Genomic DNA, 14,458 nt, shown 5'->3' with positions numbered 1-14,458 from the left:
TGCCCGTCAGACCGTGCGGGCGATCAGGTACCGGAAGACGTTCGGCATCCACACCGTGCCGTCCTGCCGCAGGTGCGGGTGCAGCGCCTCGGCGAGCTCCTTGTCGACCTGTGCCCGGTCGGTGGCCTCGACCGCCGCGTCGAACAGCCCCGTCGACACCAGTCCCCGCACCGCGCTGTCCACGTCGGCGTACCCGAAGGGGCAGGCGACCCGCCCCGACCCGTCCGGCCGCAGCCCGGCCCGCTGAGCGACGTCCTCCAGGTCGTCACGCCGGGCCGCCCGCCAGCTTCCCGCCCCCGGCAGGGGATCGGCCAGCTTGGCGGCGATCCGCAGTACGCCCGAGGTGGCGCAGCGCTCAGGCGGCCCCCATCCCACGAGGACCACGGGCGTCCCCCGCTCCGCGAGTGGTGCCGCCCGGCCGAGCAGCGCACCGAGTGCCTCGGAGTCCCCGGCCGTGCATCCGACCGGCTCGAAGGCGGTCACCAGGTTGTACGCCGGCGTCCCCGCGGCGACGGCCGCGTCCTCGGGGGAGCCGTCCACCAGCCGGGTGTCCGCACGCGCGCGCGTGCACCATCCCTCCGGCAGCAGCCGCTCGCGCGCCAGGGCCGTCAGCTCCGGCGACGCGGAGTCGACACCGGTCACCGTCGCACCGCGCGCCGCCGCCATCAGCAGCGCGAGTCCCGATCCGCACCCCAGTCCCAGCAGCCGTGTCCCACGGCCCACTTCCAGTCTTTCGTAGACGGCCTCGTAGAGCGGCACCAGCATCCGCTCCTGGATCTCGGCCCAGTCACGCGCGCGTGCACACAGGTCCACGCGAGGCGATGGACCCGCGTGAGGCAGTTGCTGCCGCACGAGCGTAGGTGTCATCGAAAGCGCCCCAATCCGCCGAGAGTTGCCGCCTTGCCTGTTTCGCCGCCCCCCGTGCAGTGCGCTCGCACTCCCCCCGTATGTCAGGTAACTCCGCACTCGACCCGGCGTCCAGGGGTTGCGGGGCCCGGCTTGTCCACCGACCGCGCCCGCCGCGAGAATTCACATTCCGGCAACGTGGGCCCGTACGATCGCCGCATGGCAAAGGCACCCGTTCTCACGCCCCGGGCGGACGACTTCCCCCGCTGGTACCAGGACCTGATCAACAAGGCCGAGCTGGCCGACAACGGCCCGGTGCGCGGCACCATGGTCATCCGACCGTACGGGTACGGGCTGTGGGAACGGATGCAGCAGGAGATGGACGCCCGCATCAAGGAAGCGGGTGCCTCGAACGCGTACTTCCCGCTCTTCATCCCGCAGTCGTACCTGACGAAGGAGGCCGAGCACGTCGAGGGCTTCGCCCCGGAGCTCGCGGTCGTCACGCACGGCGGCGGCAAGGAGCTGGAGGAGCCGGTCGTCGTCCGCCCCACCTCCGAGACGATCATCAACGACTACTTCTCCAAGTGGGTGCAGAGCTACCGCGACCTGCCGCTGCTGATCAACCAGTGGGCCAACGTGGTGCGTTGGGAGATGCGCCCGCGTGTGTTCCTCCGTACGACTGAATTCCTCTGGCAGGAGGGCCACACCGCCCACGCCACCTACGAGGACGCCCGGGACTACGCCGCGTACATCCACCGCGAGGTGTACGCCGACTTCATGGTGAACGTCCTCGGCATCGACGTCGTCCTCGGCCGGAAGACGGCGAGCGAGCGGTTCGCCGGCGCCATCAACACCCTCACGCTCGAAGGGATGATGGGCGACGGCAAGGCCCTCCAGATGGGCACCAGCCACGAGCTCGGACAGAACTTCGCCAAGGCCTTCAACACCCAGTACCTGTCCAAGGAGGGCAAGCAGGAGCTCGTCTGGCAGACCTCCTGGGGGTCCTCGACCCGCATGGTGGGTGGCCTGATCATGTCGCACGGCGATGACAACGGGTTGCGGGTGCCCCCGCGGCTCGCCCCCGTGCAGGCCGTCGTCCTCGCGATCAAGGGGGACGAGGCGGTTCTGGCCAAGGTCCGCGAGATCGGCGACCGGCTCAAGGCGGCGGGCGTACGCGTCCAGGTGGACGACCGCACGGACACCCCGTTCGGCCGCCGCGCCGTCGACTGGGAACTCAAGGGCGTACCCGTCCGCATCGAGGTCGGGCCCCGTGACCTGGAGAACGGCACCGCGATGCTCGCCCGGCGCATCCCCGGAGGCAAGGAGCCGGTCGCCATCGACGCCCTGACGGATCTGCTCCCCACGGTCCTCGATGAGGACCAGGCGCTGCTGCTGAGGCAGTCGCGCGAGCGCCGCGAGTCCCGAACCTCGGACGTGACGACGATCGAGGAGGCCGTCGAGGCCGCCGCCGCGGGCGGCTGGGCCCGCATCCCCTGGGCCGACCTCGGCGAAGAGGGCGAGGCCAAGCTCGCCGAGCACTCCGTGACCGTACGCTGTCTGGTCGCCGAGGACGGGTCGGTGCCCGACGCCGACGACGCACCGGGTAACGTCGCCGTCGTGGCGCGCGCTTACTGAGTAGGTCCCAGGCCGACCGAAAGGCCTCTTGCGCATCTGCTGACTCCAGGTGCCCCGGCGCGCCGACCCCGTCTACGCGCCGGGGCGTACGTGTCCCTACGTACCGCCTTGGTACGAGCTGTGAGGCTTCTCCGCAGATCAGCGCACCCGCCCTCGTCAGGACACATCAGCGGCAACTGACGGGTACGTGCAAATTATTTGGGATGCCCCGGAATAGGAACACAGAGGCACCCCGGCTCGTTGTCACGACGTGAGCACGACACCACCTGTTCTCGCCGCAGAGCTGGCAGGGGCGTGGGCCGACATTCAGCGGCACCACCCCGAGCTGCCCGATCTTGCCGCGCCAGAGTCCCTGATCGGGGAGTCGTCGTCCGCCTGCGGACACGAACTCTCCTTCGAACGACTGCTTCACGAGGCAGTCCACGGCATCGCCGCCGCCCGCGGAGTCCGCGACACCTCGCGCGCCGGCCGGTATCACAACCGCAGGTTCCTCGCGATCGCCGAGGAGTTGGGTCTCGACCACCCCGAGGAACCGCATCCCAGCAGCGGCTTCTCCCTGGTCACGCTCAACCCCGAGGCGAAGCGCCGGTACCGCCCGACCATCGAGCGGCTCCAGCGCGCGCTGAAGGCGCACTCGGCCGCGACCGCCGCCGACAGCGCCCGGTCGTTCCGCGGCCCGGCCGCGCGTCACGGCTCCTCCGGAGGGGGCGTCCGCGTCAAGGCCGTGTGCGACTGCGGCCGCAATGTGCGCGTCGTCCCATCGGTGCTGGCCCAGGCGCCGATCGTGTGCGGAGGGTGCGGCAAGCCCTTCCGGATCCCCGAAGTGGTGGGCGCGGCGGCGTCCTGAGAGCACGGCTGCTCGTGGCAGCCGTGCTCAGCCATCCAGGACGGCGGCACCATGGGGCGCCGGGCGGCGTGACGGGCGCCCGGGGGCCGGCGCCGGGTGCCGACGAGCCATGGCCGGGCGCACCCCGCGGGTGAAGGCGACCCGCAGGGATGTGGCACAATGGCTAGCTGTACTCGACAGCCGCACAGGACCCCTCTCTCCTCCGGCTGACGCGTCCATCGGGCACTCGGGTACCGCAACCCCACGCGGCCATCTCGCCGTGCCCAACCACGTCAAGACCAGGAGACACCACTTCCGTGGCAGTCAAGATCAAGCTGAAGCGTCTGGGCAAGATCCGTTCGCCTCACTACCGCATCGTCGTCGCCGACTCCCGTACCCGCCGTGACGGCCGGGCCATCGAGGAGATCGGCCTGTACCACCCGGTGCAGAACCCCTCGCGCATCGAGGTCGACTCGGACCGCGCGCAGTACTGGCTGGGTGTCGGCGCGCAGCCGACCGAGCCCGTGCTCGCCATCCTGAAGCTGACCGGCGACTGGCAGAAGTTCAAGGGCCTGCCGGCCCCGGCTCCGCTGCTCGTGGCCGAGCCGAAGGCCACGCGCCCGTCCTTCGAGGCCCTGGGCGGCGAGGACGAGGGCAAGGGTGAGGCCATCACCCAGAAGAAGAAGGCTGAGAAGAAGGACGAGGCCAAGGCCGAGTCCGAGTCGACCGAGGCCTGAGCATGCTCGAGGAGGCTCTCGAGCACCTCGTGAAGGGCATCGTCGACAACCCCGACGAAGTGCAGGTCGCCTCGCGCGACCTGCGCCGCGGGCGCGTACTCGAGGTCCGGGTGCACCCCGACGACCTCGGCAAGGTGATCGGCCGCAACGGCCGCACCGCGCGCGCTCTGCGGACCGTCGTGGGCGCCATCGGCGGCCGCGGCGTCCGTGTCGACCTCGTCGACGTGGACCACGTCCGCTGACGTAACAGGCAGCACCGGCTCGGGCCGGGGAGGGCTTACGAGCCTTTCCCGGCCCGTAGTCGTATCGACAGGAGATCAAGCACAGTGCAGCTGGTAGTCGCTCGCGTCGGCCGCGCCCACGGCATCAAGGGCGAGGTCACCGTGGAGGTGCGTACGGACGAGCCGGAACTCAGGCTCGGACCGGGCGCCGTCCTGCTCACCGACCCGGCCTCCGCCGGACCGCTGACCATCGAGACGGGCCGCGTCCACAGCGGCCGTCTCCTGCTGCGCTTCGAAGGCGTACGGGACCGGAACGCCGCCGAGGCGCTGCGCAACACCCTGCTCATCGCCGACGTCGATCCGGAGGAGACGCCGGAGGACCCCGAGGAGTACTACGACCACCAGCTGATCGACCTGGACGTGGTCACCGCGGACGGCGTCGAGGTCGGGCGGATCACGGAGATCTCGCACCTGCCCTCGCAGGACCTGTTCGTGGTCGAGCGGCCGGACGGGACCGAGGTCATGATCCCGTTCGTCGAGGAGATCGTCACCGGCATCGACCTCACGGAGCAGCGGGCCGTCATCGACCCGCCGCCGGGACTGATCGACGACCGCGCCGAGATCGCCTCCACCAGGGACGAGGCGTAATGCGGCTCGACGTCGTCACGATCTTCCCCGAGTACCTGGAACCCCTGAACGTCTCGCTGGTCGGCAAGGCACGCGCGCGTGGACAGCTGAACGTGCACGTGCACGATCTGCGGGAGTGGACGTACGACCGGCACAACACCGTCGACGACACCCCGTACGGCGGCGGCCCCGGCATGGTCATGAAGACCGAGCCCTGGGGCGACGCGCTGGACTCCGTCCTGGCCGACGGCTACGAGACGGGCTCCCACGGTCCCGCCCTGGTGGTTCCCACGCCCAGCGGACGCCCCTTCACCCAGGAACTCGCCGTCGAGCTCTCCGAATGCCCCTGGCTGGTCTTCACCCCCGCCCGCTACGAGGGCATCGACCGCCGGGTCATCGACGAGTACGCCACCCGCATGCCCGTCCACGAGGTGTCCATCGGCGACTACGTGCTCGCCGGCGGCGAGGCGGCCGTCCTGGTGGTCACCGAGGCCGTGGCCCGGCTGCTGCCCGGTGTCCTCGGCAACGCCGAGTCCCACCGCGACGACTCCTTCGCCCCCGGAGCCATGGCCAACCTCCTGGAAGGCCCGGTGTACACCAAGCCTCCGGCCTGGCGCGGCCGCGAGATCCCGGAGGTGCTGCTCAGCGGCCACCACGGGAAGATCGCCCGCTGGCGCCGCGACGAGGCGCTGCGCCGTACGACGGCCAACCGTCCCGACCTGATCGAGCGCTGCGACCCCGCCGTCTTCGACAAGAAGGACCGCGAGATGCTCTCGATCCTCGGCTGGCAGCCGGGCCCCGACGGCCGATTTTGGCGCACGCCCGAGGCCGTGGAAGAATAGGGCGCTGCTGTACGTCGTCCGGCGTGCGCCCCTGCCACAGGGGGACACGACGCCCGTCCCGGCGCGGCAGCGACTTCCGGAAAACCTATCTCCCGTTGATGACCTGTGGCATCAACGAAGAAAGCAGACGAAATGTCTCACCTGCTCGACTCCGTCGACAGCGCGTCGCTGCGCAGCGACATCCCGGCCTTCCGCCCGGGTGACACCGTCAACGTCCACGTGCGCGTCATCGAGGGCAACCGCTCCCGTGTGCAGCAGTTCAAGGGCGTAGTCATCCGTCGCCAGGGCGCCGGTGTCCGCGAGACCTTCACGGTCCGCAAGGTCTCGTTCTCCGTCGGCGTCGAGCGCACCTTCCCGGTGCACACCCCGATCGTCGAGAAGATCGAGCTCGTCACCCGCGGTGACGTGCGTCGCGCCAAGCTGTACTACCTGCGTGACCTGCGCGGCAAGGCGGCGAAGATCAAGGAGAAGCGCGAGAACTGATCTCGCGCCGCCGCACGGGGAAACCGCAGGTGAACCCGTCGGCGCGAAGGTGTCACAGCGGGGCCGGATAACATCTGGCTCCGATGGACACCGAAGCACAGCATGTGGAGCGCGACCGCTCCTCCCGCCCTTCCGGATCCGAGGAGATCCCGGACACAGAGGGGCCGGAGGGACGGTCGCGTTTCGCGTTGGTGGACCGCGTCGCCGACTGGCTCCCGGGCGGACGGATCACCTTGACCGTACTGGCCTGCCTGGCCTTCCTGCTCCTCGTGAGCCGCTTCGTGATGCAGCCCTTCGAGATTCCCAGCGGCTCGATGGAGTCCGGATTGAGGATCGGGGACCGCGTTCTCGTAAATAAGTTGGCGTACCGTTTCGGTGCCGAGCCGCGACGGGGCGATGTCGTCGTGTTCGACGGCACCGGCTACTTCGGAGACGCCGACTACATCAAGCGCGTGGTCGGTGTGGGGGGAGACCATGTGGTCTGCTGCGACCAGGAAGGGAGGCTCGAAGTGAACGGCCAGTCGGTCGACGAGTCGGCGTTCGTGCATCACGGGGACAGCCCGTCCGACGTCGCCTTCGACGTCGTCGTGCCCGCCGGCACTCTCTTCGTCCTCGGTGACCACCGCAGCGATTCCAGCGACTCCCGCGACCACCTGGGCTCACCCGGCGGCGGCATGGTCCCCGTCGACGACGTCATCGGCCGGGCCGACTGGGTCGCCTGGCCCGCCGGTCACTGGACGCGGCTGACGCGCCCCGACGCCTACGCGCGCGTGCCCGCCGCGGACGGTGCCCATGGGTAACCGCGGCAAACCGCGCGGCGTGCCGACCAGCGCCGCCGAGAACCTGCTGCCCACCGGCACCCGGCGGGCCTCCGGAGGCGTCGCGCGCACCGGACGCGCCGAGCGGCGCAAGCTCCAGCGCAAGGTCAAGCGGCGCAGGCGCCGCTCGGCCATCAAGGAGATACCCCTCCTCGTCGGCGTCGCCGTCCTCATAGCGCTCGTGCTCAAGACCTTCCTCGTCCAGGCCTTCGTGATCCCGTCGGGCTCCATGGAGAACACGATCCAGATCGGCGACCGCGTCCTGGTCGACAAGCTGACCCCGTGGTTCGGTTCCGAGCCCCAGCGTGGTGACGTCGTGGTCTTCAAGGACCCCGGAGGCTGGCTCACCGCCGAGGAGACCAAGAAGAAGGACGACCCCGTCGTCGTCAAACAGGTCAAGGAGGGGCTCACCTTCATCGGTCTGCTTCCCTCCGACAACGAGAAGGACCTGATCAAGCGCGTCGTCGGGGTCGGCGGCGACACGGTCAAGTGCTGCGACGCGCAGGGCCGGGTCACCGTCAACGGCACGCCGCTCAGCGAGCCCTACATCCACGCCGACAACAAACCGTCGGACTTCGCCTTCGAGGTGAAGGTGCCCCAGGGGCGCCTGTTCGTCATGGGCGACCACCGCGCCAACTCCGCCGACTCCCGTTACCACCGCTCCGACAAGTTCAGCGGCACCGTCTCCCTGAAGTCGGTCGTCGGCCGCGCCAGGTACATCGCGTGGCCCCTCGGACACTGGACCAGCCTGGAGGAGCCGGGCACGTACGCGTCCGTGGCCGACGCGCCTGGAGGGTCGACCTCCGTTCTCGCTCAGTCGCATAGGGTGGCCCCTGCGGATCCAGACGGATTGACCCCGCTCCCGACCCCTGCGGAACTCCCGCTCGTTATGGGAGTGGTGGGCCTGCGCCGAATACGGCGTGGGCGGCGGCACGGAGTGAGGAGTGGATGTGGGGGATGTGGCGGTCGGCGCACGGTCCGGACAAGACGGTCCCGAAGGGAAGCCGGAGCGGCCCGACGATTCGGCTTCCCCGGCCGTAGAGGACGCGTCGAATTCCGGGAGTGACGCCGAGGACGGCGGAGCCGCGGCCGAGCGGGACGCGAAGTCGAAGAAGCAGCGCTCCTTCTGGAAGGAGCTGCCGATCCTGATCGGCATCGCCCTGGTTCTCGCGCTGCTCATCAAGACCTTCCTGGTGCAGGCGTTCTCGATCCCCTCGGACTCGATGCAGAACACGCTCCAGCAGGGTGACCGCGTCCTGGTCGACAAGCTGACCCCGTGGTTCGGCTCCGAGCCGGAGCGCGGCGAGGTCGTCGTCTTCCACGACCCCGACAACTGGCTCGCGGGTGAGCCCACGGCGAACCCGAACGCCCTGCAGACGGTGCTCAGTTGGATCGGCCTGATGCCGTCGGCCGAGGAGAAGGACCTCATCAAGCGCGTCATCGGCGTCGGGGGCGACACCGTCGAGTGCAAGGGCTCCGGCCCGCTGACCGTCAACGGCAAGGCGCTGAACGAGGAGTCGTACGTCTACCCGGGCAACACCCCGTGCAGCGTCGACGAGGACGGCGGCCAGTTCAAGGTCAAGGTGCCCAAGGGCATGATCTGGGTGATGGGCGACCACCGCCAGAACTCGAAGGACTCGCGCTACAACCAGATGGACAAGCACCACGGCATGGTTCCCGTCGACAAGGTCGTCGGGCGCGCCATCGTGAAGGCCTGGCCCATCAACCGCTGGGGCACCCTGCCCGTTCCGGACACCTTCGACCAGGACGGTCTGAGCAGCAAGGCCGCCGCGGCCGTGACCTCGCCCGACGCCGTGGCGCTGGTCGGAGCCGTACCGCTGGTGCTGCTCGGGCGGCGTCGCAACGCGTCCGGGCGGAAGACGGACGCGTCCTAGGAGGGCGCAGCGGCCGGCACGGGCGCCTCTCGGGAGGCGTCGCGGCCGCTGTGGACGCCCCGGAGGCGTCGCGGCCGGTGCGGGACCCGTCTTCGGAGGCTTCGGGACGGCGCACCCCAAGGGTCCGCGATGGGTTGTTTCGCGGCGCGGGCGGACGGACGGCGCGGCCCGAGTCCGCCCGCGTGGTCCCGGAGCCGGTGATCGTGATGCCGGCCATGGGCTGACCGCGGACCGTACCCCCGGGTAAGGTGCGGACCCATGGGTGGCGAGAGCACGACGCGTACGGCCCCGCGCAGCGGTGGCACAGACAAGGGCCCGGTGGGCGGCCGGACCGGACAGGTGCTGTCCGGACTGGCTGTCGCGCTGGGCATTGTGCTGTTCCTCGGAGGGTTCGCCTGGGGGGCGGTGGTCTATCGGCCGTACACCGTGCCCACCAGTTCGATGACGCCGACGATCGACGCGGGCGACCGCGTGCTGGCACAGCGGGTCGACGGAGGCGAGGTCAAGCGCGGCGACGTCGTCGTCTTCAAGCAGTCGTCGTGGGGCGACGTGCCCATGGTCAAGCGCGTGGTCGCCGTCGGCGGCGACAAGGTCGCCTGCTGCACCGACGGCAAGCTCACCGTCAACGGGAAGCAGATCGACGAGTCGTATCTGCCCAAGGGGTCGGCGGCCGAGCTGACGAAGATCCCGACGGTCACGGTCCCGGAGGGCAATCTCTTCCTGCTCGGCGACGAGCGCAGCGGCTCCCTGGACTCCACCGCCCACCTGACCGACGCCGCCAACGGCACCGTGCCGCGCAAGGCCGTCAAGGGACGCGTCGACGCCGTCGTATGGCCGATGAACGGCATGCTGGAGCGGCCGACCGGCTTCGAGCCGCTGGGCAGCCTCTCCGAGCCGGGACCCCTGCGGCTGATCGTCTCGGCGGTGATCGCCGGCGCGGTACTCGTCCTGGGCGGCGCGGCCTACGGCCCGATCGCCAACCGGGCGCGCCGGCGGGCTGGGGCCCGCACGGAGCTCGCCGGTGCCCGCTGAGGTGCCGTACGACGCGAGGGGCGAGCGCGGGCAGGAGCCCTCGCCCGCCGTCGCCGACGAGGAGTACCGGGGCGGGCTGCGGAAGGTGGCGCGCGTGGTGCTGCTCGACCCCGAGGAACGCATTCTGCTGCTGCACGGGCACGAGCCCGGCGACCCCGCCGACGACTGGTGGTTCACCCCGGGCGGCGGCCTGGAGGGCGAGGAGACCCGGGAGCAGGCCGCGGTCCGTGAGCTCGCGGAGGAGACCGGCATCACCGAGGTCGAACTGGGCCCGGTGCTGTGGCGGCGCATGTGCTCGTTCCCGTTCGCGGGCCGCCGCTGGGACCAGGACGAGTGGTACTACCTGGCCCGTACGACCCAGACGGTGACGGCGGCCGCCGGTCTGACGGAGCTGGAACGGCGCAGCGTCGCCGGAGCGCGCTGGTGGACGTGCCAGGAACTGACCGAGGCACATGAGACGGTGTATCCGACCAGGCTCGCCGAGCTGCTGCACAGGCTGCTCGACGAGGGTCCCCCGGCCACGCCCGAGGTCCTCGACACGGAAATCGTCTAGGGGCCCGCGGGGCTGGCGCACAATAGGGGGACGCACGGCTGAAGGGGAACATGCCATGAGCGCCGAGGACCTCGAGAAGTACGAGACCGAGATGGAGCTGAAGCTCTATCGGGAGTACCGCGATGTCGTCGGTCTGTTCAAATATGTGATCGAGACCGAACGGCGCTTCTACCTCACCAATGACTACGAGATGCAGGTGCACTCGGTCCAGGGAGAGGTTTTCTTCGAGGTGTCCATGGCGGACGCCTGGGTGTGGGACATGTACCGACCCGCACGCTTCGTGAAGCAGGTCCGCGTCCTGACGTTCAAGGACGTGAACATCGAGGAGCTCAACAAGAGCGACCTGGAGCTTCCGGGCGGCTGATGACGGAGGCGCCGGCGTGCCGGGAGTCGCCGGCGGTCCCCCCGCGGAGTCCCTGAGTCCCTGACGTGGAGCGGTCACCCCTGCGGGTGACGGGGTTTTCCACATTCGCGCGTTCGTCCACCAAGATCCACAAGCGGGGCGGGACGGCCGCAGTGTTGGCGCCGGAGGTGGTGCCGACATGAACTCGTCCCAGGCACGCAACGCACTCGGCAGGTACGGACAGGCACGCAGCGCACTCGGCAGGTACGGAGAGGACCTCGCCGCCCGCCGGCTGACCGAGGCCGGCATGAAGGTACTGGCGCGCAACTGGCGCTGCGGCAGGACCGGCGAGATCGACATCGTGGCCCGTGACGGCGACGCGCTGGTGATCTGCGAGGTCAAGACCCGCAAGGCGGGCTCCTTCGAGCATCCGATGGCGGCCGTCACACCGGTCAAGGCCGAGCGACTGCGAGGGCTCGCCGAACGCTGGGTCCAGGAACACGGAGGGGCGCCCCCCGGCGGCGTCCGCATCGATCTGATCGGCGTCGTCCTGCCCGCCCGCGGCGCGCCCGTCGTCGAGCACGCGCGGGGGGTGGCCTGATGGGATTCGCGCGTACGTGTGCGGTGGCGCTGGTCGGTGTCGAGGGCGTCGTGGTCGAGGTCCAGGCCGACCTGGAACCCGGCGTCGCGGCCTTCACCCTGGTCGGCCTGCCCGACAAGAGCCTCACGGAGAGCCGCGACCGGGTGCGGGCGGCGGTGGTCAACTCGGGCGCCGACTGGCCGCAGAAGAAGCTCACGGTCGGCCTGAGCCCGGCGTCCGTCCCCAAGGCCGGATCGGGCTTCGACGTCGCCGTCGCCTGCGCGGTGCTCGGCGCCGCCGAACGGATCGACCCACGGGTGCTCGCCGACATCGTGATGATCGGCGAACTGGGCCTGGACGGCCGGGTCCGGCCGGTGCGCGGTGTCCTGCCCGCCGTGCTGGCGGCGGCGGACGCGGGATACGAGCAGGTGGTGGTGCCGGAGTGCGCCGCCGCCGAGGCCGCGCTCGTCCCAGGGGTCTCGGTGCTCGGGGTCCGCAGCCTGCGCCAGCTGATCGCGGCCCTCACCGACGAACCGATGCCCGAGGAGGACCCGGACGAGCAGGGCCGCCCCGACCCCCTGCTGGCCGGACTGCGCGTGCCCGGCACGGGGGAGGCCACCGGTCTGTGCGGCACCACCCTGCCCGACCACGACCCTGGGCACGATCTCGCGGACGTCGTCGGCCAGCTGTCGGCGCGCACCGCGATGGAGGTGGCCGCGGCGGGCGGACACCACGTCTTCCTGCAGGGACCACCGGGCGCGGGCAAGACCATGCTCGCCGAGCGCATGCCTTCCCTCCTGCCGGCCCTGAACCGGCAGGAATCCCTGGAGGTGACGGCGATCCACTCGGTCGCGGGACTGCTGCCGCCGGGCAGGCCCATGGTGGACGTCCCGCCCTACTGCGCACCGCACCACTCGGCGACGATGCAGTCGCTCGTCGGCGGCGGCAGGGGCCTGGCACGACCCGGCGCCGTGTCGCTGTCGCATCGCGGCGTGCTCTTCCTCGACGAGGCGCCCGAGTTCAGCGGCTTCGTCCTCGACGCGCTCCGCCAGCCCCTGGAGGCGGGTCACGTCGTGATCGCACGCAGCGCCGGAGTCGTGCGGTTCCCGGCGAAGTTCCTGATGGTGCTGGCGGCCAACCCCTGCCCGTGCGGACGCTTCAGCGCGACGAACGACTGTTGCGAATGCCCTCCCTCAGCCATCCGTCGCTACCAGTCCCGGCTCTCCGGACCCCTGCTCGACCGGGTCGACCTGCGGGTCGAGGTCGAGCCGGTCACCCGCTCGGAGCTGACGGCGCTCGGCGCCCGGGGCGAGTCGACGCGCACGGTGGCCGACCGGGTCCGAGCCGCCCGCGAGCGGGCCGCCGGCCGTCTGTCCGGCACGCCGTGGCACACCAACGCCGAAATGCCCGGACGCGAGCTGCGCAGCCGCTGGCAGGCGCTGCCCGGGGCGATGGACGAGGCGGAGCGCGGACTGGAGCGCGGCCTGCTGACCGCGCGCGGCCTGGACCGTGTGCTCCGCGTCGCATGGACCGTCGCGGACCTGTCGGGGCACGACCGGCCCGACGCCGGTGACGTCGCCCTGGCGCTCCAGCTGCGCACCGGCGTCCCCCGAGGGGTGCCGATGACGATCGGCTCACCGACATGAGCGACGAGGCACGTATGGCCCGCGTCGCCCTCGCCCGCGTCATCGAACCGGGCGACGAGGTGGGCGGGCGATGGCTGCGCGAGTTCGGGCCCGTGGAGGTGGCCCGGCGGCTGGTCGAAGGGGGCAGACCGCTGCCGGGGGTGACCGGGAAGCGATGGGCCGGGCTGCGGGGACGGGCCGGGCGGGTCCGCCCCGAGCAGGACCTCGCCCAGGCGCGGGCCGCCGGAGTGAGGTACGTCTGCCCCGGCGAGCCCGAATGGCCCGCGCAGCTCGACGACCTGGGCGATGCCCGGCCCACCGGCCTGTGGGTGCGCGGGAGCCCCAGTCTGCGGATGTGGGCGCTGCGCTCCGTCGCCGTCGTCGGCGCCCGGGCCTGCACCGAGTACGGCGCCCACATGGCCGCCTGCCTCGGCGCGGGCCTCGCGGAGCGGGGCTGGGTGGTGGTCTCCGGCGGCGCGTACGGCGTGGACGGCGCCGCGCACCGGGGAGCACTCGGGGCGGGCGGAGCCACCGTCGCCGTGCTGGCCTGCGGCGTCGACCGGCCCTACCCGCGCGGACACGCGACCCTCATCACGAGAATCGCGGAACAGGGGCTCGTGGTGGGGGAGTTGCCACCCGGCGACCATCCGACACAGAGCAGATTCCTGCTGCGCAACCGTGTCATCGCCGCGCTCACCCGGGGCACGGTGGTCGTCGAGGCGGCGTATCGCAGCGGCGCCCTGGTCACGGCCCGCGCGGCGCAGCGCCTCGGGCGGTTCACCATGGGGGTGCCGGGCCCGGCCACGAGCGGACTGTCGGCCGGAGTGCACGAACTGCTGCGCGGCGACGCGGTCCTCGTCTCCGACGCCGCGGACGTCGTGGAGCTGGTGGGTGACATCGGCGAGCTGGCCCCGGACCGGCGCGGGCCCGTGCTGCCACGAGATCTGCTGGACCCGGGCGCCGGACGCGTGCTGGCCGCGCTGCCGGCGCGCGGCCGGGCCGGAGCGGAGGAGATCGCCCGGGGCGCGGCGACCACACCGGACGACGCGGTCGGGAGGCTGTACGAACTCCGAGCACTTGGTTTCGTCGAACGACACGGCGACGGCTGGAAGTTGACACGCCAGGCGATGATCCCCGTCCATGAAGATCGCCGAGGCTGCTGACCGAGCGTGTTCGGCCGTCCGGGCTAACGCCGACAGCCTTGGGATTTCCCGCAGTTGGCGCCTCCCGACAGTCACGCAGGGCGACCACCGTCACGCGGAGGCAGGTCACGTCAAGTGACTCCGCGTGAGGGTGATCCCCCCTTCTTCGCGCACTGCGACTCCTCAGTCACGCTACGCTCACGAGGATTCCGGCTCAGACAGACAGTTCTCGACACCAGACCGACAGGTCACT

General features: G+C 71.0%; 17 protein-coding genes. 16 read left to right on the top strand and 1 reads right to left on the bottom strand.

The genetic code is table 11. The features are described 5' to 3' along the window. Positions 1-6: 6 nt before the first annotated feature. Entirely contained in the window at positions 7-867 is an 861-nt protein-coding gene (locus ABEB03_RS43475) for an SAM-dependent methyltransferase (protein ID WP_345658627.1), read from the bottom strand. Positions 868-1,065: 198 nt separating this feature from the next. Between ABEB03_RS43475 and proS the strand changes: the two genes are divergently transcribed. The 16 genes from proS (at position 1,066) to dprA (ending at position 14,226) form a co-directional block, all read left to right on the top strand. Continuing rightward, positions 1,066-2,481 carry a proline--tRNA ligase gene (proS, locus tag ABEB03_RS43470; RefSeq protein WP_345658626.1) on the top strand — a complete coding sequence of 472 codons (1,416 nt, stop codon included), beginning with the start codon at positions 1,066-1,068 and terminating at the stop codon, positions 2,479-2,481. Positions 2,482-2,731: 250 nt separating this feature from the next. After that, positions 2,732-3,328, top strand: a complete 597-nt coding sequence (locus tag ABEB03_RS43465) for a hypothetical protein (protein ID WP_028802448.1) — start codon at positions 2,732-2,734, stop codon at positions 3,326-3,328. Positions 3,329-3,624: 296 nt separating this feature from the next. Continuing rightward, complete coding sequence (rpsP, locus tag ABEB03_RS43460; RefSeq protein WP_345658625.1) at positions 3,625-4,044, top strand: 30S ribosomal protein S16; 420 nt, start codon at positions 3,625-3,627, stop codon at positions 4,042-4,044. Positions 4,045-4,046: 2 nt separating this feature from the next. Then, positions 4,047-4,286, top strand: coding sequence for an RNA-binding protein (locus tag ABEB03_RS43455; protein WP_149515387.1), 240 nt, complete (start codon positions 4,047-4,049; stop codon positions 4,284-4,286). An 84-nt stretch (positions 4,287-4,370) separates the two neighbouring features. After that, complete coding sequence (rimM, locus tag ABEB03_RS43450) at positions 4,371-4,913, top strand: ribosome maturation factor RimM (RefSeq protein ID WP_345658624.1); 543 nt, start codon at positions 4,371-4,373, stop codon at positions 4,911-4,913. After that, positions 4,913-5,734 (top strand): tRNA (guanosine(37)-N1)-methyltransferase TrmD, encoded by an 822-nt coding sequence (trmD, locus tag ABEB03_RS43445; RefSeq protein ID WP_028802451.1) that lies wholly within the window; start codon positions 4,913-4,915, stop codon positions 5,732-5,734. Before rimM ends, trmD begins: the two co-directional genes overlap by 1 nt. 132 nt (positions 5,735-5,866) lie before the next feature. Continuing rightward, positions 5,867-6,217 carry a 50S ribosomal protein L19 gene (gene rplS / locus ABEB03_RS43440; RefSeq protein WP_028802452.1) on the top strand — a complete coding sequence of 117 codons (351 nt, stop codon included), beginning with the start codon at positions 5,867-5,869 and terminating at the stop codon, positions 6,215-6,217. A gap of 83 nt (positions 6,218-6,300) precedes the next feature. After that, positions 6,301-7,017, top strand: a complete 717-nt coding sequence (gene lepB, locus ABEB03_RS43435; RefSeq protein WP_345658622.1) for a signal peptidase I — start codon at positions 6,301-6,303, stop codon at positions 7,015-7,017. Then, complete coding sequence (lepB, locus tag ABEB03_RS43430) at positions 7,010-8,101, top strand: signal peptidase I (protein WP_143658532.1); 1,092 nt, start codon at positions 7,010-7,012, stop codon at positions 8,099-8,101. Before lepB (ABEB03_RS43435) ends, lepB (ABEB03_RS43430) begins: the two co-directional genes overlap by 8 nt. Next, positions 7,995-8,930, top strand: coding sequence for a signal peptidase I (gene lepB / locus ABEB03_RS43425; RefSeq protein ID WP_425589388.1), 936 nt, complete (start codon positions 7,995-7,997; stop codon positions 8,928-8,930). The genes lepB (ABEB03_RS43430) and lepB (ABEB03_RS43425) overlap by 107 nt, the downstream gene beginning before the upstream one ends. Before the next feature lie 258 nt (positions 8,931-9,188). Beyond that, a complete protein-coding gene (gene lepB / locus ABEB03_RS43420; protein ID WP_345658618.1) occupies positions 9,189-9,962 on the top strand; it encodes a signal peptidase I in 774 nt (257 codons plus the stop codon). Between the two features lie 76 nt (positions 9,963-10,038). After that, positions 10,039-10,515, top strand: a complete 477-nt coding sequence (locus tag ABEB03_RS43415) for an NUDIX hydrolase (protein WP_345658660.1) — start codon at positions 10,039-10,041, stop codon at positions 10,513-10,515. Positions 10,516-10,570: 55 nt separating this feature from the next. Continuing rightward, positions 10,571-10,879, top strand: coding sequence for a DUF2469 domain-containing protein (locus ABEB03_RS43410; protein ID WP_003965949.1), 309 nt, complete (start codon positions 10,571-10,573; stop codon positions 10,877-10,879). A 178-nt stretch (positions 10,880-11,057) separates the two neighbouring features. Beyond that, entirely contained in the window at positions 11,058-11,459 is a 402-nt protein-coding gene (locus ABEB03_RS43405; protein ID WP_345658617.1) for a YraN family protein, read from the top strand. Continuing rightward, positions 11,459-13,084, top strand: coding sequence for a YifB family Mg chelatase-like AAA ATPase (locus ABEB03_RS43400; RefSeq protein ID WP_345658616.1), 1,626 nt, complete (start codon positions 11,459-11,461; stop codon positions 13,082-13,084). Before ABEB03_RS43405 ends, ABEB03_RS43400 begins: the two co-directional genes overlap by 1 nt. After that, positions 13,081-14,226, top strand: coding sequence for a DNA-processing protein DprA (gene dprA, locus ABEB03_RS43395; protein WP_345658614.1), 1,146 nt, complete (start codon positions 13,081-13,083; stop codon positions 14,224-14,226). Before ABEB03_RS43400 ends, dprA begins: the two co-directional genes overlap by 4 nt. Positions 14,227-14,458 lie beyond the last annotated feature (232 nt).

The organism is Streptomyces siamensis, assembly GCF_039543605.1.
Taxonomy (GTDB): Bacteria; Actinomycetota; Actinomycetes; order Streptomycetales; family Streptomycetaceae; genus Streptomyces; species Streptomyces siamensis.
Note: the sequence above shows the minus strand (reverse complement) of the source record. Positions and strands in the feature narration are given on the sequence as shown.

Coding starts and splice junctions, on each gene's coding strand:
- ABEB03_RS43475 (WP_345658627.1), bottom strand. CDS start 867: ATGACACCTACGCTCGTGCGGCAGCAACTGCCTCACGCGGGTCCATCG.
- proS (WP_345658626.1), top strand. CDS start 1,066: ATGGCAAAGGCACCCGTTCTCACGCCCCGGGCGGACGACTTCCCCCGC.
- ABEB03_RS43455 (WP_149515387.1), top strand. CDS start 4,047: ATGCTCGAGGAGGCTCTCGAGCACCTCGTGAAGGGCATCGTCGACAAC.
- trmD (WP_028802451.1), top strand. CDS start 4,913: ATGCGGCTCGACGTCGTCACGATCTTCCCCGAGTACCTGGAACCCCTG.
- rplS (WP_028802452.1), top strand. CDS start 5,867: ATGTCTCACCTGCTCGACTCCGTCGACAGCGCGTCGCTGCGCAGCGAC.
- lepB (WP_345658622.1), top strand. CDS start 6,301: ATGGACACCGAAGCACAGCATGTGGAGCGCGACCGCTCCTCCCGCCCT.
- lepB (WP_143658532.1), top strand. CDS start 7,010: ATGGGTAACCGCGGCAAACCGCGCGGCGTGCCGACCAGCGCCGCCGAG.
- lepB (WP_345658618.1), top strand. CDS start 9,189: ATGGGTGGCGAGAGCACGACGCGTACGGCCCCGCGCAGCGGTGGCACA.
- ABEB03_RS43410 (WP_003965949.1), top strand. CDS start 10,571: ATGAGCGCCGAGGACCTCGAGAAGTACGAGACCGAGATGGAGCTGAAG.
- ABEB03_RS43405 (WP_345658617.1), top strand. CDS start 11,058: ATGAACTCGTCCCAGGCACGCAACGCACTCGGCAGGTACGGACAGGCA.
- ABEB03_RS43400 (WP_345658616.1), top strand. CDS start 11,459: ATGGGATTCGCGCGTACGTGTGCGGTGGCGCTGGTCGGTGTCGAGGGC.
- dprA (WP_345658614.1), top strand. CDS start 13,081: ATGAGCGACGAGGCACGTATGGCCCGCGTCGCCCTCGCCCGCGTCATC.